This window comes from Enterobacteriaceae bacterium Kacie_13 (assembly GCA_013457415.1).
Classification (GTDB): domain Bacteria; phylum Pseudomonadota; class Gammaproteobacteria; order Enterobacterales; family Enterobacteriaceae; genus Rahnella.
This window is the reverse complement of sequence record CP045665.1, coordinates 4,185,379-4,206,120: the sequence shown is the minus strand read 5'-3', so window position 1 is coordinate 4,206,120 and position 20,742 is coordinate 4,185,379. Positions and strand designations below refer to the sequence as shown.

18 protein-coding genes and 1 tRNA gene are annotated in these 20,742 nt (G+C 49.9%); 9 read left to right on the top strand and 10 right to left on the bottom strand.

Annotated features, from left to right (window positions below; all coding sequences use genetic code 11):
• Nucleotides 1-39: 39 nt before the first annotated feature.
• Nucleotides 40-2,001 (bottom strand): acetate--CoA ligase, encoded by a 1,962-nt coding sequence (gene acs / locus GE278_19245; protein ID QLK62759.1) that lies wholly within the window; start codon nt 1,999-2,001, stop codon nt 40-42.
• A 687-nt stretch (nt 2,002-2,688) separates the two neighbouring features.
• On the opposite strand from acs, the gene GE278_19240 reads away from it, so the two are divergent.
• The 5 genes from GE278_19240 to GE278_19220 all read left to right on the top strand — a co-directional run bounded on the left by GE278_19240 (nt 2,689) and on the right by GE278_19220 (nt 7,984).
• The gene (locus GE278_19240) at nt 2,689-3,273 is read left to right on the top strand and encodes a fimbrial protein (GenBank protein QLK62758.1); all 585 of its coding nucleotides are present in this window, start codon (nt 2,689-2,691) and stop codon (nt 3,271-3,273) included.
• A 95-nt stretch (nt 3,274-3,368) separates the two neighbouring features.
• Nucleotides 3,369-5,870 (top strand): fimbria/pilus outer membrane usher protein, encoded by a 2,502-nt coding sequence (locus tag GE278_19235; GenBank protein ID QLK62757.1) that lies wholly within the window; start codon nt 3,369-3,371, stop codon nt 5,868-5,870.
• Between the two features lie 51 nt (nt 5,871-5,921).
• The gene (locus tag GE278_19230) at nt 5,922-6,659 is read left to right on the top strand and encodes a fimbria/pilus periplasmic chaperone (protein ID QLK62756.1); all 738 of its coding nucleotides are present in this window, start codon (nt 5,922-5,924) and stop codon (nt 6,657-6,659) included.
• 54 nt (nt 6,660-6,713) lie between these two features.
• Nucleotides 6,714-7,685: a fimbrial protein gene (locus GE278_19225; GenBank protein ID QLK62755.1), complete on the top strand. Its 972-nt coding sequence runs from the start codon at nt 6,714-6,716 to the stop codon at nt 7,683-7,685.
• Between the two features lie 26 nt (nt 7,686-7,711).
• Entirely contained in the window at nt 7,712-7,984 is a 273-nt protein-coding gene (locus GE278_19220) for a helix-turn-helix domain-containing protein (GenBank protein ID QLK62754.1), read from the top strand.
• Nucleotides 7,985-8,005: 21 nt separating this feature from the next.
• Here GE278_19220 and GE278_19215 read toward each other — a convergent pair whose 3' ends face one another.
• From GE278_19215 to aspA, 8 genes are all read right to left on the bottom strand, one after another.
• Entirely contained in the window at nt 8,006-8,410 is a 405-nt protein-coding gene (locus tag GE278_19215; protein QLK63351.1) for a hypothetical protein, read from the bottom strand.
• 139 nt (nt 8,411-8,549) lie between these two features.
• Nucleotides 8,550-9,446: a CadC family transcriptional regulator gene (locus GE278_19210; protein ID QLK62753.1), complete on the bottom strand. Its 897-nt coding sequence runs from the start codon at nt 9,444-9,446 to the stop codon at nt 8,550-8,552.
• Between the two features lie 32 nt (nt 9,447-9,478).
• Nucleotides 9,479-9,778 (bottom strand): hypothetical protein, encoded by a 300-nt coding sequence (locus GE278_19205; protein ID QLK62752.1) that lies wholly within the window; start codon nt 9,776-9,778, stop codon nt 9,479-9,481.
• A 447-nt stretch (nt 9,779-10,225) separates the two neighbouring features.
• A tRNA-Phe gene (locus tag GE278_19200) sits at nt 10,226-10,301 on the bottom strand.
• Between the two features lie 129 nt (nt 10,302-10,430).
• Complete coding sequence (locus tag GE278_19195; protein ID QLK62751.1) at nt 10,431-11,006, bottom strand: transcriptional regulator; 576 nt, start codon at nt 11,004-11,006, stop codon at nt 10,431-10,433.
• Between the two features lie 60 nt (nt 11,007-11,066).
• Nucleotides 11,067-12,797 (bottom strand): protein-disulfide reductase DsbD, encoded by a 1,731-nt coding sequence (gene dsbD, locus GE278_19190; GenBank protein QLK62750.1) that lies wholly within the window; start codon nt 12,795-12,797, stop codon nt 11,067-11,069.
• Nucleotides 12,798-13,002: 205 nt separating this feature from the next.
• Nucleotides 13,003-14,304, bottom strand: coding sequence for an anaerobic C4-dicarboxylate transporter (locus tag GE278_19185; GenBank protein QLK62749.1), 1,302 nt, complete (start codon nt 14,302-14,304; stop codon nt 13,003-13,005).
• A 134-nt stretch (nt 14,305-14,438) separates the two neighbouring features.
• Nucleotides 14,439-15,875: an aspartate ammonia-lyase gene (aspA, locus tag GE278_19180; protein QLK62748.1), complete on the bottom strand. Its 1,437-nt coding sequence runs from the start codon at nt 15,873-15,875 to the stop codon at nt 14,439-14,441.
• A 374-nt stretch (nt 15,876-16,249) separates the two neighbouring features.
• Here aspA and fxsA point away from each other — a divergent pair, with 374 nt between their 5' ends.
• From fxsA to GE278_19160, 4 genes are all read left to right on the top strand, one after another.
• Complete coding sequence (gene fxsA, locus GE278_19175; protein QLK62747.1) at nt 16,250-16,741, top strand: membrane protein FxsA; 492 nt, start codon at nt 16,250-16,252, stop codon at nt 16,739-16,741.
• A 214-nt stretch (nt 16,742-16,955) separates the two neighbouring features.
• Complete coding sequence (gene groES, locus GE278_19170) at nt 16,956-17,249, top strand: co-chaperone GroES (GenBank protein ID QLK62746.1); 294 nt, start codon at nt 16,956-16,958, stop codon at nt 17,247-17,249.
• Between the two features lie 53 nt (nt 17,250-17,302).
• Nucleotides 17,303-18,949 (top strand): chaperonin GroEL, encoded by a 1,647-nt coding sequence (gene groL, locus GE278_19165; protein QLK62745.1) that lies wholly within the window; start codon nt 17,303-17,305, stop codon nt 18,947-18,949.
• 301 nt (nt 18,950-19,250) lie between these two features.
• Complete coding sequence (locus tag GE278_19160; GenBank protein QLK62744.1) at nt 19,251-19,595, top strand: DUF4156 domain-containing protein; 345 nt, start codon at nt 19,251-19,253, stop codon at nt 19,593-19,595.
• 81 nt (nt 19,596-19,676) lie between these two features.
• Here the strand turns inward: GE278_19160 and epmB are convergent, their stop codons facing one another.
• On the bottom strand, nt 19,677-20,705 hold the full coding sequence (gene epmB, locus GE278_19155; protein QLK62743.1) for an EF-P beta-lysylation protein EpmB: 1,029 nt from the start codon (nt 20,703-20,705) through the stop codon (nt 19,677-19,679).
• Nucleotides 20,706-20,742 lie beyond the last annotated feature (37 nt).

Here is a 20,742-nt window from a genome sequence, read left to right as displayed (position 1 = left end):
GAGGCATTGATAGAGTTCACCGCGCCAGGGCGGTGAAAATTACGACGGCACTTTCATTGATTGTTTTTCTTCCAACAATTTTTCTACTACACCAGGATCCGCCAGCGTAGAGGTATCTCCCAAATTGCTTGTGTCCCCGGCGGCAATTTTGCGCAGAATGCGTCGCATAATTTTGCCGGAACGGGTTTTAGGTAGTGAATCGGTCCAGTGAAGAATGTCAGGTGTCGCAATAGAACCTATCTCTTTACGTACCCAATTTCTGACTTCGGTATAGAGTTCCGGAGACGGTTCTTCGCCGTGATTGAGGGTAATGTAGGCGTAAATCGCCTGTCCTTTGATGCTGTGCGGGATGCCCACTACTGCGGCTTCTGCGATTTTAGGATGTGAAACAAGTGCAGATTCAATTTCTGCAGTACCCAAACGGTGGCCGGAAATATTTAGCACATCATCTACGCGACCGGTTATCCAGTAGTAACCGTCCTCATCACGACGAGCACCATCACCGCTGAAGTACATGTTTTTAAACGTAGAGAAGTAGGTTTGCTCGAAACGCTCATGATCGCCAAACAGGGTGCGCGCCTGACCCGGCCATGAATCAATGATTACCAGATTCCCTTCGCAGGCTCCTTCCTGAGGTACACCTTCGTTATCGACCAGCGCGGGTTGTACGCCGAAGAAAGGACGTGTGGCTGAGCCGGCTTTAAGTTCAGTCGCGCCTGGCAGCGGCGTGATCATGAAACCGCCGGTTTCAGTTTGCCACCACGTATCGACGATCGGGCATTTACTGTTACCGATGGTTTTGTAGTACCACTCCCAGGCCTCAGGATTAATCGGCTCACCCACGGATCCCATAATCCGTAGTGATTCCCGGCTGGTGCCCTTCACGGCTTTATCCCCTTCGGCCATAAGTGCACGAATTGCGGTTGGCGCGGTATAAAGAATATTTACTTTATTTTTATCAATAACCTGTGCCATGCGTGCTGGTGTCGGGTAATTCGGTACGCCTTCAAACATCAGACTGATCGCTCCACAGGCCAGCGGGCCATAGAGCAAATAGCTATGGCCGGTAACCCAGCCGACGTCAGCAGTACACCAGTAGATGTCACCATCGTGATAGTCGAAGGTATATTTGAAGGTCAGGGCGGCATATACGAGATAACCGCCGGTGGTATGCAATACGCCTTTAGGTTTGCCAGTTGAGCCTGAGGTATAAAGGATGAATAACGGGTCTTCTGCACTCATTTCTTCGGCAGGGCAATCTGCTGATACGTTTTTTATAGCATCATGCCACCAGATATCTCGCCCTTCTTTCCATTCGCCCTTTTTACCGGTGCGTTTGAAAATGATGGAATGAGTGACACTGGTCACTGAAGGATTTTTCAGAGCGTCATCGACGTTTTGTTTCAGCGGAATGGTTCTGCCTGCGCGTAATCCTTCATCCGCAGTGATTACCACTTTTGCGTTGGAATCGACAATACGTCCAGCCACAGCTTCGGGAGAGAAACCTGCAAATATTACCGAATGCACTGCACCGATACGTGCACACGCCAGCATTGCCACGGCCGCTTCCGGTACCATCGGCATATAAATGGCCACCACATCGCCCTTCTTCACGCCCAGACCTTTCAGCACATTAGCAAACTGACACACGTCATGATGAAGTTGTTTGTAGGTGACATGCTGATTTTCGGCGTTCGGATCATCTCCTTCCCATATTAATGCCGTCTGGTCGCCTTTTTCTGCCAAATGACGATCCAGACAGTTGGCTGCGAGATTAAGAGTGCCGTCCTCAAACCAACGAATATCGATATTTCCGGGGGCAAAAGAGGTGTTCTTCACTTTTGTGAAAGGTTTGATCCAGTCGAGAACTTTCGCCTGCTCCCCCCAAAATTTATCCGGGTCCTCTACAGACTGTTGATAGTACTGTTGATATTTCTCAGGTGTGATCAGGGTACGTTCTGCCACAGAGGCAGGAATAGGGTGCTTATAAACATGGCTCATGATTTTTCTCCTTTGATTTGTTAATGATATGTCAATCAAAGGTTAAGTGTAGTTTGCGTCAGGGCTTTGTTTGCTTTTTGGGTGTCAGATCACGCAAGCAGGCATAAAGCAGCAGGATATCTGCAACATCGCTGCGGGGCATACCACATAAGTTCGTGGAAGAAAGGATAATTCCGGGCAAATTAACGGGCCAAAACAATAAGCATGTTTTCCCTCAATTAACTGAACAGGTAATGAAAGATGTTTTATAACGAAAATGATCCTGGACCCAATATCCTACCTTTCAACGGCAAAATGTTTTTGAGCTGTGGAAGGGTTTTTCTGATCTCGAGGAGCGGAATTGTGTCAGTAAATGCTTAAAAGTAAAAATAGTTTAATGAAAACGTAACTGTTTGGTTAAATAAAGCTTAATTCGGTGCATAAATAGGAGTGATTTTCATTCATGGTGTAACATTTAATGTTAATAATTTTTACCTATAAGTTAATTTCCCTTCATAAAGATGAGATTTAAATATTAATGATGGGGTAAAGTTCTTAATATTTGGATTATGCAAATTATTATAACGTTAAAACGTAAATATCAGTATATTGATCTGGCAAGAGAGGGGTGCTCTCTTCGGTACAGCCAAAAATATCGCTTAATAGCTCATGGCTTAATAAATACCGTTAAAAACTCAAGGACACATTATGTTTAACGCTAAGAACAAGACACTGATTATTGCTTTATCTGCCATTATTTCTGCTTCAGCCTTTGCCGAAGACGCAACCGGGACTCCTCCTACAGGTACCGACCAAGGTTCTGGCCGTATTCACTTCACCGGTACCGTTATTAATGCACCTTGTTCCATTGCTGCAGGCGATGAAGACATTAACGTCGATATGGGTCAGGTCGCGAATAAAGTACTGGAAACTGGCAATAAGTATTCTCAAAACGTTAACTACACCATTCATCTGCAAGATTGTAACCTGACCGCGCAAACTGCGGGCTCCGTTGAATATCCGGCGATGTCTAAAGTAGCGGTTTCATTTGCGGGTACACCTGACAGCAGTGCAACAGAATTGCTGGCTAACACCGGCAGCGCGAAAGGTGCGGGCATTCGTTTAATCGATTCGAACGGCGACTTGCTGAAAGTAGGTGATACCTCTAAAGACATCAACCTGGTCACCGGTAACAACGAGCTGGTGTTTGCGGCGCGTGTTGAATCCAATACCCAGCCAGTCTCAACCGGTACTATTGTTTCTCAGGCTACTTACGCTCTGAACTATAAGTAATCGGCTTTTTTATTAAGGGGAGTTGTCTCCCCTTTATTTTTCGGGTGCATCGGGGTTCCGTGCTGGATCTATAAAAATAAAAAAGTGGCGTAATTATGTTGTTTGTCTTGGGCGGAACGTCAGCAGTAAAGAAAATTACCACATGGTGTATTTTCTTATTTTCAGGATGCTTTATTTCCGTTGAAAGCTTCGCTGTCGAGTTCAACGTAAACTTTATTGATTCTGCCGATCGCAATAATGTCGATCTCTCACGTTTCCAGACTGCTAATTATATCGCACCCGGCGAATACCTTTTAGACGTGGTATTGAATGGCCGTACATTGGGCGATCAAAGCCTCATTAAATACATCCCGACAGACGACGTTAAGAATAGTCGCCTGTGTCTGCCGCCTTCTCTGGTCGATAAATTCGATCTGACCAAAGCGGCGCGCGAAAAACTCACGCTCTGGCATCAGGGCCGATGCACTTCTCTGGACCAGGAGAAAGAAGTGACTGCGCGTTACGATCAGGAAAAGCAAACGCTGAACATCAGCATTCCACAGGCATGGTTAACCTTTCATGATGAGAACTGGGTGCCGCCCTCCCAGTGGGATGAGGGCGTGAATGGGGCGTTGCTCGATTACAACCTGCTGGGCAGCAAATATATGCCTCAGCAAGGCGCCAGCTCGACCAGCCTCAGCAGCTACGGAACGACCGGGTTCAATCTTGGGCCGTGGCGTGCACGTGCGGATTATCAGTATTCCGCGGCACGGACGTCAGGCAGTCCTTCAAGCGATAAATTTACCTGGACGCAAACCTATCTGTTTCGTGCATTGCCCTCTATCGGCGCGCGTCTGACCGGTGGCCAGACGTATTTCAACTCCGATATCTTTGATTCATTTCGTTTTGTCGGTGTGTCCGTCAACAGCGATCAGCGGATGCTGCCACCGTCTCTGCGCGGTTATGCGCCGCAGGTAACCGGGATTGCGAAAACAAATGCAAAAGTGAGTATCAGTCAAAACGGCCGGGTGATCTATCAGACTAACGTCTCGCCGGGGCCATTTGTGGTTCAGGACCTGACCGAAGCCGTGCAGGGCGCGCTGGACGTTAAGATTGAAGAAGAAAACGGCAGCGTGACGACATATCAGGTCACGACCGCCACAATTCCCTTTCTGACCCGCAAAGGGCAGGTACGTTTCAAGACCGCGATGGGCAAACCGACGACCGGCAGCAACAACCGTGTTTTACAGCCGGGTTTTTACAGCGGGGAAATGTCCTGGGGGGCAATGAATGATTTCTCGCTCTATGGCGGGCTGATTTCCACTACCGGTAACTACCAGGCGCAGGCATTGGGCGTTGGTCAAAATCTGCAAAAACTGGGTGCGGTCTCTTTCGACGTAACGCGTTCATCGGCCACGGTGCCGGTGGCGGGAAAGCAAACGGGGTTCAGCTACCGCGCAAACTATTCCAAGCGGTTTGAATCCACGGGCAGCCAGATCACTTTTGCCGGTTATCGTTTCACGGAAAAAACGTTCATGTCGTTCAGTCAGTATCTCGACAAGGTCAACGGCGACGGTTATTCCCGCGACGATAAACAAACCTACACCGTGACGGCTAACCAGTATCTGCCATGGCCGGCGATCACCCTCTATCTGTCGGCCACGCACAAGGTCTACTGGAATCAGGACCCTAGCAATAATTACACCGTGTCCGTGAGCAAGATTTTCGACATCGGGAAGTTTACCGGCATCTCCGGCACCTTCTCCGCCAGCAAGCTGAAATACCGTGATACGGATGAAAACCAGATGTTCCTGTCGTTCAGCCTGCCGCTGTCGTCAGGGCAACAAATCAGTTACGACGCACAAAAGGATTCGCAGGGAGGCTTCTCGCAAACCGCTTCGTATTACAACAGCCAGGACCCCAATAACAGCTGGCGTGTTGGTGCGGGTGGTGGCAGCCCTGACCTGCAAAAAGGCGACGGCGTTTTTCGCGCAAACTATCAGCACATGTCACCGTACGGACAATTTGGCGTGAATGGCAGCGTGAAGAACAACGATTACCGTTCTGTAAGTGCCAACTGGTATGGCTCGCTGACGGCGACGGCCGCAGGCGCGGCATTACATCAAAGCAGTGCAGGCAGTGAACCGCGAATGATGGTCTCTACCGGTGTGAAAGGTATTCCGATAAGCGACGGCGCATCAGTCACTAACGATTATGGGATTGCGGTAGTAAATGGCGTCTCAAGCTACCAGACCTCGGATATCCGAGTAGACGTCAACCATTTGCCGGACGACGTGGAAGTCTATAGCTCGGTGGTCAGCAAGACGCTCACCGAAGGTGCGATAGGCTTTCGCAAAATACGCGCGATTAAAGGTGAACGTTTGATGGCGGTGATCCGTCTGGCCGATGGCAGTTATCCACCACTAGGGGCCTCTGTTACCGACAACAGTTCCGGTTTTGAAGCGGGGCTGATCGGCGACGGCGGGCTGGCCTATCTGGCCGGTGTGTCTGGTGAGAAATCACTGACTGTAAGGTGGGGAGACGAAAACCAGTGCCGCATTCAGGTGCCGTCGCAGCCCGCAAGCCAAAGTGGCCAGATGTTATTACCTTGCACGTAAGCGTGCAGACAACAGCATGAAATCAGAACCAATCAGGAAAGGAATGACCGGATGAACAACCCGATATTACGACTCAGTGGCGCATTACTCATGATTGCCGGAATGATCCAACCGGTGCTCGCCGCCGTGAACCTTGACCGCACGCGCATCATTTACAACGCCAGTGATAAATCGGTCAGCGTGATGCTGGAAAACCAGAGCAAGGATTTGCCGTATCTGGCGCAGGTTTGGCTGGAGAATGCGCAGGGTGAAAAAATCAGTTCTCCGCTGGTCGCACTGCCACCGATGCAGCGTATCGATGCCGGTCAGAAGAGCCAGATCCGCATCCTTCAGCTACCGGAAACTGCCGCGTTGCCCAAAGACCGTGAGTCTCTGTTTTATTTCAATGTGCGTGAAGTGCCACCAAAGAGCGATATGGCGAACGTCATGCAGGTGGCGATTCAAAGCCGGGTGAAGCTATTCTTTCGTCCTGTGGAATTACGCAAGCTGGTAAAGGGGAACTGGCAGGAGCAACTTCAGGTAAGCCGTCTGAGTGACGGGCTAAAACTGACCAATCCGACGCCGTTTTACATCACAGTGGGTTATCTGGGAAAAGACAATAAAGGCAATGTGCCCGGTTTCGATAGCGTAATGCTCGCACCTTTTGCCACACAATCGCTTACGGGTAGCCAATACATCAGCACGCTCTACAGCCTGGGTTACATGGACGACTACGGTGGCTTACAGATCAATCAGTACACATGTTCAGCCGTACAATGTCAGCGCATCAGCAAGGATGCCATTAAATAACGTCAGCGCGAACTCTCTATATTAACCGGTTTACCTGAAAGGTAGGGGATAGTTATGCCTGAAGTTTTTAAAGCAACGTGTTGGCGGATGATGATGTTCATCCTTCTTTTCCTCTTTTCCCGTGGCGCACTGGCGCTGGACTGCGTGGAGAAAGGCACTGGCATCGTGGATAAACCGGCTATTCCGGTGGGGCAGTTGGCGATCCCGGCAAATGTGCCCGTCGGTACCAAAGTCTGGGAATCGAACGATATCAACGTTACGGCTTACTGCGATAACGTCCTCGGTTCGATCGTAGACGTTGTTCATTTCTACTTCAACCCGAAGTCCCAGTCGATTGGCGAGGGATTGCTGCTGGGTGTCAGCTACAACGGGCAAGATCTCGAGCAGAACGAACAGCGTCTTAGCACGAACAGTACACCGATCCGAAAAGGGCAGAATGTGACGGTCAATGTGACCTTCCGTCTGTATATCAAGGTCAGCGGCAACGCTCCTTCCAGCGGACACTACCAGGGGGCGGATCAGTTCACCGTATTCCAGCTCGACGGCAGCAGAGGGATAAACAAATCACCGGGGGCGAAAAATCTCAAATACAACCTGTCGGGACTACAGGGCATTCGCTTTCTGGCCTGCGGCTCGGATTTAAAGGTGTATCCGGAATCGCAGATTGTCGATTTTGGCGCAATTCAAAGCACCACACTTTCACGTTCTTCGGGCATTTCCCTGCCTTTTGCTATCAAGGCGGTTAAACAGGGGTGTCTGGACAACTTCTCGTTGCAGGCCGAATTTTCGACGACCAGCCCGTTGCTGGATAACACCGCTATCGATCTGTCGAACGGCGCGAAGCTGATGCTTTACAACGATAAAGAACAAGCGATTACCTTCAATAAATATGAAAACTTTGCTGAGCTAAATAACGTCAATGAAGTCACCAAAAATTTCACTGCCAAACTCAGCGCAATACCGGGGAAAACACTTTCACTTGGACAGTTTGATGCGTCAGTAATCGTCAAGATTAATTATTACTGACCTCATTTCAGAACAGGGAGAACGACATGCTAAGAACGGCTAAATTACGCGCTCAGGCGCTGGAAGAACCGATTTACTCCGCACAGGCGCCGGAGCTTATCGCCGAAACGCAAATCCATGCCATGTTGCAGACTATCCGGGAGGATGCCGGACTGAGTAAAACCGAACTTGCCAGACGCCTCGGAGTGACGCCTCCGGCGATCACTCGCCTTGAGAAGCGCCCGGCTCAGGCCAGTTTTAATACGCTGGCCCGCTATGCGCAGGCCTGCGGTTTTGGTCTCTATCTGTATTACAAATAACCAGTACGCAAGGATGCGATTTCAGATCTCACTTTTGAACACGCACATCATAATCGGGGACTGATTACTCTCAATTAACATCGTGTTTTCATCGTATTTTTTGAGGACCAGCGTGTCCGTATGGCCGGTCAGAAAAAAACTGTTCATCAATAAAAGGGATGACATTCTCCAGTCCATATTATCTACGCTGTCGATATTTATTTGCGTGCTGGTGAGAGAGTAGGTATCGGTAGATTTTCCCTCATGTACATAATCAAAATAGATGTTTCGCAGTAGGGTTTTTCGTTCGATGACCTTGCCTGAGTTGTCATATAAATACCCTGTTCCGCTAAGAGAGAACAGGATTTTATTATTATCAAGGAAACTGAAATAAAACGAACTAGTCAGCCTGGCTCTCTCATTATCGTAAGTCGATTCCACAATCATATTTCCTCTGCATGATGTATTGACGGGGAAGGCAATCTTATTATTTTTTACTGATGCCCCGTATAAATTTGCTGCCAGTAAAGCCACTGCCATTAATAGTATCAATGAGGTGCTTTTCACGCCGGGTGATGGCCATGTTCTAAAACTTATCATGCGTTGTCCTGTCATTCGCATAATAACTGATGCAAATGTTAATTTTGTGAGAGTCATTGGTGCTGCATTGCGCCATAAAATCACGGACAGAACCCGTGTTAATTGGCGTGGTAAATTTCTCGCTTTGAAATAAGAATATATTCCCCGGTGTGCACGTCATTTTATTTTTCAGGATAAAATTCTGAGCCAGCTGTATAAACTCCTGTTTTCTGGATATCGACACCGGTGCAGTAGAATACAGGTCGCAGCCGCCGATTTTACTGACCTGCAGTCTGGCTTTAGGATCGGTCATCACGCCGTGCAGCGTATAAAGTCCCCAGGCAGCAAATGACAACATAAAAAATGTAGTGAAAATAAAAGGATACTTATAGTTAATTTTTTCGGTGGCAGTAGTAAATGTCTCGCTCTGCTCTACAAGTTCACGCAGATCTGCCGGCGTTGCCTGAGGTTCGGTGCGCGGGAGTTCAGACGGCGTGATTTCCGGGGACGCGTTAGTTTCTACCGCAAGCGGTGCAGTTTTCTCCCGAGCAACGTTCAGCTCGAACGGTGCCGTAACATCCGTTTCTTTCTTAATGATAAAACCGACTTTAGGCACAGTGATGATGAATTCGCCGGTATATCCCAGTGTAGAAACCACTTTACGCAATTTACTGATGCAATGATTGAGGTTATTATTACTGGCTGTCAACCCATAATCGTCCCATACTTTTTTAAAGAATGTTTCACGTTGCACAACGGTGCCATGCTGCTCAATAAGTAGTGATAATATTCTCCGCGCAGGATTAGATACCGTGATCTTACTTTCAGTGTCGCCTGGTAATGAAAGTGAGTTATCCTCCGGATTAAAGATTATTTGATTTTCAATCAGATAAATCATTTGCATCCCTATCTCCCTGTCTCGAACATCCTGAGTTTTCACTGCATCAGGTAAATACGTTCAATTGCGTTGGCAATAATTTTACCTTTATATACTAAAATATTAATAGTCAGTATAAATCGTTTATTTATAAAATTGAGTTTGTAAGAATAGTTTACACGTGACCTTACCAAAGTATTCACTTTTTGATGTATTTCTATCAATTTTTTGCGATGAAAAACGATATAAATTATGTACGGAATTTTAGTAGTAAGTGAATTATCAGGATTTGGGACAGGTACTGGCACATTAATTTCATCGAACTGATGTGGAGGTGTGGCTTCTGTTGTTGCAGTCATTGTCAACATCTCCCAACTTTGAACACGCTTTCAACACATACGCTTTTTCCGCCAGAAAAGATTTTCTTCCAGATAACCGCAGGCGTGCATCGAGGGCATTTTACATCCTATAAATTTGTGCAATGTGAAATGTGCAAACTGCAATGTATCAGTTCAAATGTAGGTTTAATATGGCTTTATAGGATAAGTCTGAGCGATTAATGCGGTCGTCGAGAGGGGAGCAAGAGGGGCAAAATTTCTGTAAATGCCAGAAAGCAAAAAACCAGCTGTTAGGCTGGTTTCTTTAAATAGGGCGTCCGGGCCGGACTAACGCCGCAGGCGTTTGAACAACGGCTTTGCCGTTGGCCCGCAGGGCGAGCCTGTTAAGGCGAGTCATCGAACGAAGTTCGATGGAGAGTCCCTATCTCAGAAAGCAAAAAACCCGCCATAGGCGGGTTCTTCTAAATATGGTGCCCGGACTCGGAATCGAACCAAGGACACAGGGATTTTCAATCCCTTGCTCTACCGACTGAGCTATCCGGGCAACGGGGCGCATTAAACCGTATTGGGCCTGAGCCGTCAACGGCTTTGTCACCTAAAACACATAAAACACGTTTGTTTGCTGGCTTTTCATTCAAAAACGATGAAATTAGCGGTCTGTCCCTTCAGAAAATCAGGAAAGCGCGCCGTGTTCGCGACAGCGTGCAACATTCAAAACGTCTTCAGCCAACCGGCGTGCAACTTCCACGTCGTTTAGCTGGCGCTTGACCAGCAGCTTGCTCAGGCAACCCTCAAGGATCAGCTCCATTTGCTGAGCCACCATTTCGGCGTCATCGGAACCCATTTCTTGCAGGAGTGCCAGCGTGTACTCATAAGACGCCAGTTTCTGCTGCTGTGCCAACTGATGGATTGGCATATCGCTGTCTGGAAAAAATGTGCAAGCCGCGATAAACAGGCATCCCGGATAGCGTTTCTGACGAACCTGCTCATCGAGCACTTTGTAGCGTGCCAGTAATTTCTGCGGTGCGCTCAGGGAGTCATCCAGCATCAGCTGCCGACGCCAGACATCGATTTGTTCCCCGTGATAACGCAGACTGTCGTAAAGCAGTGCTTCTGCATCCGGCCAGAAGCGGCGCAACTCATTTAGCGGAACATCAACTTGTTCGGCGACGTTTTCCAGTGACATGGTTGCAAGGCCACGTTGTTCCAGGATATTTAAGGTTTGATCAAGAACTTGTTCGCGTAGCACGTTTGCCTCCTCACAGTTCGCGTTATTCAAAAAATCGCGTTATTCAAAAACCAGTGTCGTTTAATGACGGGCTTTCTGCAAATGCGCGGTAAATGCTGCTGCATCCATAAATCCGGTCACCCGCGACTGGGGTAACTCTTTGCCGTCAGGGCCAAAGAAGATAATCGTCGGTAATCCCAGGACTTCGAGGCGCTTTAATAACGCCTTTTGCTCTGGCGAATTTTTGGTGACGTCTGCCTGAAGCAGCAAAGTATTGGCCAGTTCATTCTGCACCTCTGGCGTTGAGAAGGTGTATTTTTCGAACTCTTTACAGGCGACACACCAGTCGGCGTACAAATCGAGCATTACGCGTTTGTTCTGAGCGCCCGTCAGTGCTGCGTTCAATTCATCGATGTTGTGGATCTTCTGGAAGCTCAGCGCATGTTGTGGTGCAGCGTTATTTACAACCGGTGCAAATGCCCAGTCCTGCAATGGACGGCTTACCACCAGCACCGCTGCGAGGAAAATCAGCTGCAAAATCCTGACCACTCCGCGCTGACTTTTCAGGCTCAGCAGTAAAGCCCAGCCGAAGAACGCGATGCCCAGAAGACTCCACAAACGTAGCCCCCAGACATCGCCCGTCACGCGTTCCAGCAGGAACACCGGCAACGCCAGAATGACAAAGCCGAACCCTTCTTTGACGTTGCTCATCCATGGCCCGCTACGCGGCAGCAGTTTATTGCCGAACATCGTCACGATCATCAGCGGGATGCCCATACCCAACGCATACAGATACAGTGTACCGGCACCGGCCAGCAGATTACCACTCTGGGCGATGTACAGCAGAATGGCGCTCAGAGGTGCAGTGGTGCAGGGAGAGCAAATCAGCCCGGCCAGCGCGCCCATAATAAATACACCCGGAAGCGATCCACCTTTTTGTTCATTACTCCACAGCGCCAGACGGGTCTGAACCGAAGAGGGAAGCTGCAGGCTGAAGGCGCCAAACATCGAAAGAGCCAGCGCGATGAACATCACCGACAGAACGATCAACACCCAGGGACTTTGCAGCGCCGCCTGAAATTGCAAACCGGCGGCCGCCACGATTATGCCAAGAAGGGTGTAGGTCAGCGCCATGCCCTGCACATACACCAGCGACAGCAGGAAAATGCGCTTTATGCTGTGCGGTCGCTGACGGCCAAGAATGATGCCGGAAATCAGCGGGTACATCGGCAATACGCAGGGGGTAAACGCAATGCCGATACCAATCAGCAGCGCCCACAGCGGCGAGAAGGGGAGCTGTGTACTTTGTGGGACGGGCGTGGCGTCCACAGAGGCAATTTGCGCAGGAACAGGAGCTGCCGCTGGTGAGTCTGTCACAGTGCTGAGAGGCACTTCGCGGGTTTCCGGCGGATAACAGAAACCGGCTGCGGCGCAGCCCTGATAGGTCACGCGCACCGTGGCATTGCTGCCAGCCTGACGCAGTGGAACGGTGATACGCAGGGCATTTTCGTAGACTTCGCTGTCGCCGAAAAACTCATCGTGATGTTCGCGGCCCTTTGGCAGGAAGAACGCGGCAAGTTCGGCATTCTTAGGTTCCAGCTCGATTTTGCTACGATAAAGATAATAGCCGTCGCGGATTTGCCAGTTCAGTTTGAGGTCATGTCCCTGCTGCTGGAAATCAAAGCTGAACGCCTGATCGACAGGGACAAACTGCGGCGCAGCGAGTTGGCTAAAGAGCGATGCCTGAGCCTGCAGCGGTAACAGGCACAAGCCGAACAGCACGAAGAAAATACGGAGAATTCGGTGATCCATGCGGAGTTTACATCTCTTTGTCGCGGCGAAAGCAGACAGCCGCTAAGTGGTTCGACAGAAGATGCGGACGGCTTCATGCCGTAACGCGTTAAGGAATTGTGAGTATACCCTGCGTAATCGTTGCACAGAATGTCTTGCGGGACTTTTACAAAAGTCAGTAAGAGAGAAGGCTGATATTACGGGGACCGCAGCCCCCGTAAAAATGTCAGAGAATGAAACTGCCCAAACCGAAGGCAAACAGAACTGACAGGAAAACGCCGACGGTGCCGGGAATAAAGAACGGATGGTTGAACACGAAGCGCCCGATGCGGGTCGTACCGGTATCGTCCATCTGAACCGCTGCGACCAGCGTCGGGTAGGTTGGCAGTATGAACAGGCCGGAGACGGCAGCAAATGAACCCACAGCAGTCAGCGGAGAAACGCTCAGTGCCAGCGCCATCGGCAACAGGGCTTTTGTCGTCGCCGCCTGGGAATACAGCAGTGCCGAACTGAAGAAGAAAATTACCGCCAGCAACCAGGGGTGCGACTGAATAATGCTGCCCGCCGTTTCTTTAATCCAGCCGATATTGGCTTGCACGAAGGTATCGCCTAACCACGCCACGCCGAGGATACAAATACAGGCGCTCATACCCGCTTTGAACGTACCGGAAGTCAGAATCGAATCAGTATCAACGCGGCATAACAGGGTAATTAAAGTCGCCACGCTGAGCATGATAATGAGGATCGCGCTGGTGGTGGTCATCAGTGGCGTAGCCACCAGCCCGAGACTCGGACTGTTGATCACCGCATACCCGACCACCGATAACACACCGAGCAGGAATAAAAGCACGGAGAGTTTTGCGCGCGGTTTGATGTCGATAACGGTATCGCCACGCAGCGTCACCAGACCTTCCTCGTAACGTTTAAGATAGACGGGATCGTTAGAGAGTTTGGAGTCAAAGCACCAGGTCACCATCAAAGACATCACGATAACGGCCGCCAGGGTGGAAGGGATCATCACCATCAACAGGTGCAAATAGCTGACACCGTGATCTTCCATTACTGATGACATATAAACCACTGCTGCCGAAATCGGCGAGGCGGTAATAGCAATTTGCGCTGCGACCACGGCGGTGGACAATGGACGGCAGGGCTTAATGCCTTGCTCTTTGGCGACTTCAGAAATCACGGGTAATGCCGACAGTGAAATGTTGCCCGTTCCTGCGAGGATGGTCAGGAAGTAAGTCACGATGGGGGCGAGGATAGTGATGTGCTTCGGATTACGCCGCAGCAATTTTTCGGTTTGCTGGACCAGATAGTCCATCCCGCCTGCGACCTGCATGGTCGAGATGGCTGCGATCACAGCCATAATGATGGAGATGACGTCGAAAGGAATCGACCCCGGTTTCACGCCGATCATGGCGAGCACCAGTACGCCCAACCCGCCTGCGAAGCCAATCCCGATACCGCCTAAGCGCGCGCCGAGAAAGATCGCTAACAATACGATAATAAGTTCGATGATTAACATGTTTGTCTGCCCATTGCCCAGCACTCCTTAAGGAATTGATAATTATTTGTTATGTAATTGTTGTGTCGTACAAAGTAAAAAGGCCCGCTGTTCCGCAGAACAACGAGCCTTTAAAAGGTCAGTAATGGAGTCTGTTACTGTTCATTTTCATCCGTGTAGCGTTTTGCTTTATATGCCGGGTGTTTAAGATTCTCGATAGAGAAAATATCGTCGAGCTCTGCTTCTGTCAGCAGGCCACGCTCAAGCACCACTTCCCTGACGCTCTTGCCGGTTTCTGCACAAATCTTACCGACGATATCGCCATTGTGGTGGCCGATAAACGGGTTGAGATAAGTGACGATACCGATAGAGTTGAATACGTAAAATTCGCACACTTCTTTATTAGCGGTAATGCCGTTGATGCATTTTTCCAGCAGATTGTAACAAGCGTTCGTCAGGATATGAACTGACTCAAACATCGCCTGGCCGATAACCGGTTCCATCACGTTCAGTTGGAGCTGACCGGCTTCTGCCGCCATGGTGACGCACACGTCGTTACCGATAACTTTAAAGCACACCTGATTGACCACTTCCGGGATGACCGGATTGACCTTGGCGGGCATGATTGAAGAACCTGCCTGCAACTCTGGCAGATTGATTTCGTTCAGGCCAGCGCGAGGGCCGGAAGAGAGCAGGCGCAGGTCGTTACAGATTTTAGAAAGCTTCACCGCCAGACGTTTCAGAGAGCTGTGTACCATGACGTAAGCCCCACAGTCGGAGGTCGCTTCGATCAGGTCTTCAGCCGGAATGCAGGGCAGATTACTGACTTCCGCCAGTTTTTCCACCGCCAGTTGCTGATAACCTTCCGGCGTATTCAGACGGGTGCCGATCGCCGTCGCACCGAGGTTCACTTCCAGCAGCAGTTCGCCGGTGCGAATGAGGTTGCGGGTTTCTTCTTTTAGCAACACGTTGAAGGCATGGAATTCCTGACCAAGGGTCATAGGAACCGCATCCTGCAACTGCGTACGCCCCATCTTGATGATGTTCTCGAATTCTTTAGCTTTACGCTCGAAACCGTCGCCCAGTTGGGAGATGGCATCGACCAGTTTCAGCAGCGAGGCATACACGGCGATACGAAAACCCGTCGGGTAGGCGTCGTTGGTCGACTGGCATTTGTTGAGGTGATCGTTTGGATTGAGGAACTGATAATCGCCTTTCTGGTGTCCCATCAGTTCCAGACCGATGTTAGCCAGCACTTCATTCGTGTTCATATTTACCGAGGTTCCCGCCCCGCCCTGATAGACGTCGATAGGGAACTGGTCCATGCACTTACCTTTATCAAGCACTTCGTCACATGCCTGAATGATGATGTCAGCAATATGGCGTGGGATCGTGCGAAGCTCTTTGTTAGCAAGAGCCGCCGCTTTTTTCACCATCACCATGCCACGGACAAATTCAGGAACATCGCTGATCTTGGTGTTGCTGATATAGAAGTTTTCAATCGCCCGCAGGGTATGAATGCCGTAATAAGCGTCTGCTGGTACTTCGCGCGTGCCCAGCAGGTCTTCCTCGATACGAATGGTGTTTGACATGAGAACCTTCTCTTCGGTACTAAACGCGTTATGCGATGTTTAAAATTATGTTACTTACCGTGGTAAATTTAAAACGATCAACCATCGTTTGAACAACGAAGGCGATCATATGCTGCTTCCAACGAATTGCACGTATTAAGATCACTATCCTGCCCTATTGTTGTGCATGTAATTTGGTATCTGTGAGAATTCTCACAAATCATTTATCTGCTCAATTAAATCAGGTCTGGTGCTTGAAATCATTGGGATGTAGCACCATCTCATTGTAGTCAGCCCGTATGCCTTTGATGGCAAAGATCCCGAGCGGGCCCTCATTCATGGTGTCGGAATATCCTCAGACTGGATTTCCGGAACCTTATTACAAGGAGAATGCGGTGCGCTGGTTACCGTTATTACTGTTATTTTTGCTGGCCTACATTGAAATCACCTTATTTATCAAGGTGGCGGCAGTGGTCGGCGTAGCGACAACATTGTTGCTGGTCGTGTTCACTTCCTGCGTGGGTGTGTCTTTGGTGAAAAATCAGGGCATGAAGACCTTTATGCAGTTACAAGAAAAACTGGCGCTGGGCGAAAGTCCGGCGGCGGAAATGGTGAAAAGCGTATCACTGGTGATAGCCGGTTTTCTGCTGCTGGTGCCGGGCTTCTTTACTGATTTCCTCGGGTTGCTGCTTTTACTGCCGCCTGTCCAGAAACGCCTGACGCTCAAACTGATGCCTCACCTCAATATTGTCCGCTCCGGCGGCAACTGGGGTAACAGCGCGCCGACCGGCAATACCTTTGATGGCGAGTTTAAGCGCACCGATGAAACTCAGGAACGTCTGGTTTCTCTGAAAAAAGATGACGACACAGAGCACCGCGATCGCTAATCTCTGTGCCCTTGATTGTTAAAAAATTGTTGGGGAAACCATATTTCGCCGGTGTGAAGGGCAAAAATATGAAGGAAAAAGCGAAAATTTTTTCTGTGCTTCCCCTTGAAGGGCGATGTATCGCCCCCATTAAACAAACCACGAGGCCGGGCAGCGTACTGTCAGGCATTCAACCCTAAAAATAGATATGGATCCGCTCACAGGAGAGTTATCAATGAAAATTCGTCCATTGCATGACCGCGTTATCGTCAAGCGTAAAGAAGTAGAATCTAAATCCGCTGGCGGCATCGTTTTGACTGGCTCAGCTGCAGGTAAATCTACCCGTGGTGAAATCCTGGCTGTCGGCCATGGTCGCATTCTGGAAAACGGTGAAGTGAAAGCGCTGGACGTGAAAGTTGGCGACATCGTCATTTTCAACGACGGCTACGGCGTGAAAGCTGAGAAAATCGACAATGAAGAAGTGTTGATTATGTCCGAGAGCGACATCCTGGCAATCGTAGAAGCCTGATCCTCCTCCGACCCACTTTTTTCTGAACTGAACGAATTGAAGGGAAATTAACAATGGCAGCTAAAGAAGTTAAATTCGGTAACGACGCCCGTGTGAAAATGCTGCGTGGCGTAAACATCCTTGCTGATGCAGTAAAAGTGACCCTGGGCCCTAAAGGCCGCAACGTGGTTTTGGACAAATCTTTCGGCGCTCCAACCATCACTAAAGATGGTGTGTCCGTTGCACGTGAAATCGAACTGGAAGACAAGTTCGAAAACATGGGCGCGCAGATGGTGAAAGAAGTTGCGTCCAAAGCGAACGATGCTGCGGGTGACGGTACGACTACCGCAACCGTTCTGGCACAAGCGATCATCACCGAGGGCCTGAAAGCCGTTGCCGCTGGCATGAACCCAATGGATCTGAAACGCGGGATCGACAAAGCAGTCATCCATGCGGTTGAAGAACTGAAAAAACTGTCTGTCCCTTGCTCTGATTCTAAAGCGATTGCACAGGTAGGTACCATCTCTGCTAACTCCGATGAAACCGTCGGTAAACTGATCGCAGAAGCGATGGAAAAAGTTGGCAAAGAAGGCGTTATCACTGTTGAAGAAGGCACCGGTCTGCAAGACGAGCTGGACGTTGTAGAAGGTATGCAGTTCGACCGCGGTTACCTGTCCCCGTACTTCATCAACAAACCAGAAACCGGTTCAATCGAACTGGAAAGCCCGTTCATTCTGCTGGCTGACAAAAAGATTTCTAACATCCGCGAAATGCTGCCAGTACTGGAAGCCGTTGCGAAAGCGGGCAAACCACTGCTGATCATTGCTGAAGATGTTGAAGGCGAAGCCCTGGCGACTCTGGTCGTGAACACCATGCGTGGCATCGTGAAAGTCGCTGCGGTTAAAGCACCTGGCTTTGGCGACCGTCGTAAAGCGATGTTACAGGACATCGCAACCCTGACTGGCGGTACCGTTATCTCTGAAGAGATCGGTCTGGAGCTGGAAAAAGCCACCCTGGAAGACATGGGTCAGGCTAAACGCGTCGTTATCAATAAAGACACCACCATCATCATCGACGGTGTTGGCGAAGAAGCGACCATCCAGGGCCGTGTTTCTCAGATCCGTCAGCAGATCGAAGAAGCGACTTCTGATTATGATCGCGAAAAACTGCAAGAGCGTGTGGCTAAACTGGCAGGCGGCGTAGCTGTTCTGAAAGTTGGCGCAGCGACTGAAGTTGAAATGAAAGAGAAGAAAGCCCGCGTTGAAGATGCGCTGCACGCAACCCGTGCTGCCGTTGAAGAAGGCGTGGTTGCCGGTGGTGGTGTTGCGCTGATCCGCGTTGCTCATACTCTGGCTGGCCTGAAAGGCGACAACGAAGACCAGAACGTGGGTATCCGTGTTGCTCTGCGCGCGATGGAATCTCCACTGCGTCAGATCGTGGTTAACGCCGGTGAAGAAGCCTCCGTTATCGCGAACAAAGTAAAAGCGGGCGAAGGCAGCTTCGGCTACAACGCTTATACCGAAGAATACGGCGACATGATCGCAATGGGTATCCTGGATCCAACGAAGGTAACCCGTTCTGCTCTGCAATACGCATCTTCTGTTGCTGGCCTGATGATCACCACTGAGTGCATGATCACTGACCTGCCAAAAGATGATAAAGGCGACATGGGCGGCGCTGGCGGTATGGGTGGAATGGGCGGCATGGGCGGCATGATGTAATCATCATCCCCCTGCGTTCATCCGCAGGTACGTAAAGTCAGCAGGCATTTTTGTTTACTGATGAGCGTGCTGAAGAAACCCGGTCTGAAAAGGCCGGGTTTTTTTATTTGACCATTTTTTATCGCATTCAGTAAGATAAGTCTCAATGTCTTCCACCTTTAGCGTGTAGACTCATTTCTGCGTGGGTTTCGGATTTTTACCGATAGCGCGGAACCTTGGGTATACGTGGCAACGGATGCCTAAGAGAGCCAGGTGTTTTCTGATAGGCTTTATGTGATTACAAAAACAAATGGGGAAAGTGATGCGGATTAAAATGTTACTGGGCCTGTCAGCTATCGCGCTGCTTGCCGGGTGCAGTACCACTCATCAACTGGATGCAGCGGGCCAGCAGGTGAAATTCACCGACGACAAGCCAGCCGCTGAATGTCAGCTGCTTGGTCAGGTCACCGGTTCCCAAAGCAACTGGTTCTCCGGTACCGGCGGCGACGGCAGCTCTATGCGTGGTGCAGCCAACGACCTGCGTAACAAAGCGGCAGCGATGGGCGGCAACACTATTTATGGTGCCAACAGCCCGTCTCAGAACTTCCTGTCCAGCTTTGCACCGGTTGACAGCAAAATGGTCGGCCAGGTTTATAAGTGCCCATAACAGGGCCCCTCGCGGTATAACCGTGTAGAAATAATAAAGGGATGCCAATGGCATCCCTTTTTGCATCTGCAATCTGCACCTTTAGGACTGCTTCAGCCGCAAATCCAAAATCGTTTTACTTGGTTCACCGCCAATCTCACGGGTGAGTTTGGGCACCATATAGCCAGACACTTTGCTCATCAGTCCTTTCATAATGATACGCGCTTCATCGTCGCTCACCATGAAATGTGCTGCGCCCTGGACTTTATCCAGCACGTGAATGTAGTAGGGCAGAATTCCGGCGTCGAACAGCGCATTGCTGAGCTTCGCCAGTACTTCGGCGGAGTCATTCACATTGCGCAGTAATACACTTTGATTGAGCAACGTCACACCGCGTTTTTTCAGCTTTGCCATACTGTCGCGCAGAGCGTCATCAATCTCGTTGGCGTGATTGATGTGGGTCACCATAAGCATCTGTAAACGAGACTGTTCGAGGCGCTGGCATAGGGTGTCCGTGATGCGGGCAGGGATCACCACTGGTAAACGGGTATGGATGCGCAGACGCTTAATGTGAGCGATACCTTCCAGTTCACCGATGAGCCAGTCGAGTTCGTGATCTTTAGCCATCAGCGGATCGCCGCCGGAGAAAATAATTTCATCGAGTTCGGGACGTGTGCGGATATAATCCAGCGCCTGAACCCAGTTGGCCTTATTTCCCTGGTTGTCCTGATACGGAAAATGACGGCGGAAACAGTAGCGGCAGTTCACCGCACAGCCGCCTTTCACCAGTAGCAGGGCGCGATTATTATACTTATGCAACAGACCCGGAACGACGCTGCGTTGTTCATCAAGCGGGTCAGTGGTAAAACCCGGCGCTGCGATGAATTCTTCGCGGGCGGTTAATACCTGAAGCAATAAAGGATCCTGCGGATCGCCCGGCTGCATACGTGCCACAAAGGCGCGGGGCACGCGAAGCGGGAACAAACGACGGGCCTCATGGCCACTTTGCAATTCTGCATTGTCGTTAAGTGCCAGAAGAGTAAGCAGTTCATCGGGGTCAGTGATAACATCGCCGAGTTGATACAACCAATCTTCTCTAAATGGCGTTTTTAGGGTTACAATGTTTGCCATTTTTTGGCTAATACCAGTTTAAAATTAGAGGGCCATC

Coding starts and splice junctions, on each gene's coding strand:
- GE278_19160 (QLK62744.1), top strand. CDS start 19,251: ATGCGGATTAAAATGTTACTGGGCCTGTCAGCTATCGCGCTGCTTGCC.
- dsbD (QLK62750.1), bottom strand. CDS start 12,797: ATGGATCACCGAATTCTCCGTATTTTCTTCGTGCTGTTCGGCTTGTGC.
- GE278_19210 (QLK62753.1), bottom strand. CDS start 9,446: ATGCAAATGATTTATCTGATTGAAAATCAAATAATCTTTAATCCGGAG.
- GE278_19205 (QLK62752.1), bottom strand. CDS start 9,778: ATGACTGCAACAACAGAAGCCACACCTCCACATCAGTTCGATGAAATT.
- GE278_19185 (QLK62749.1), bottom strand. CDS start 14,304: ATGTTAATCATCGAACTTATTATCGTATTGTTAGCGATCTTTCTCGGC.
- GE278_19220 (QLK62754.1), top strand. CDS start 7,712: ATGCTAAGAACGGCTAAATTACGCGCTCAGGCGCTGGAAGAACCGATT.
- groES (QLK62746.1), top strand. CDS start 16,956: ATGAAAATTCGTCCATTGCATGACCGCGTTATCGTCAAGCGTAAAGAA.
- epmB (QLK62743.1), bottom strand. CDS start 20,705: ATGGCAAACATTGTAACCCTAAAAACGCCATTTAGAGAAGATTGGTTG.
- GE278_19235 (QLK62757.1), top strand. CDS start 3,369: ATGTTGTTTGTCTTGGGCGGAACGTCAGCAGTAAAGAAAATTACCACA.
- GE278_19240 (QLK62758.1), top strand. CDS start 2,689: ATGTTTAACGCTAAGAACAAGACACTGATTATTGCTTTATCTGCCATT.
- aspA (QLK62748.1), bottom strand. CDS start 15,875: ATGTCAAACACCATTCGTATCGAGGAAGACCTGCTGGGCACGCGCGAA.
- groL (QLK62745.1), top strand. CDS start 17,303: ATGGCAGCTAAAGAAGTTAAATTCGGTAACGACGCCCGTGTGAAAATG.
- GE278_19230 (QLK62756.1), top strand. CDS start 5,922: ATGAACAACCCGATATTACGACTCAGTGGCGCATTACTCATGATTGCC.
- acs (QLK62759.1), bottom strand. CDS start 2,001: ATGAGCCATGTTTATAAGCACCCTATTCCTGCCTCTGTGGCAGAACGT.
- GE278_19225 (QLK62755.1), top strand. CDS start 6,714: ATGCCTGAAGTTTTTAAAGCAACGTGTTGGCGGATGATGATGTTCATC.
- GE278_19215 (QLK63351.1), bottom strand. CDS start 8,410: ATGATTGTGGAATCGACTTACGATAATGAGAGAGCCAGGCTGACTAGT.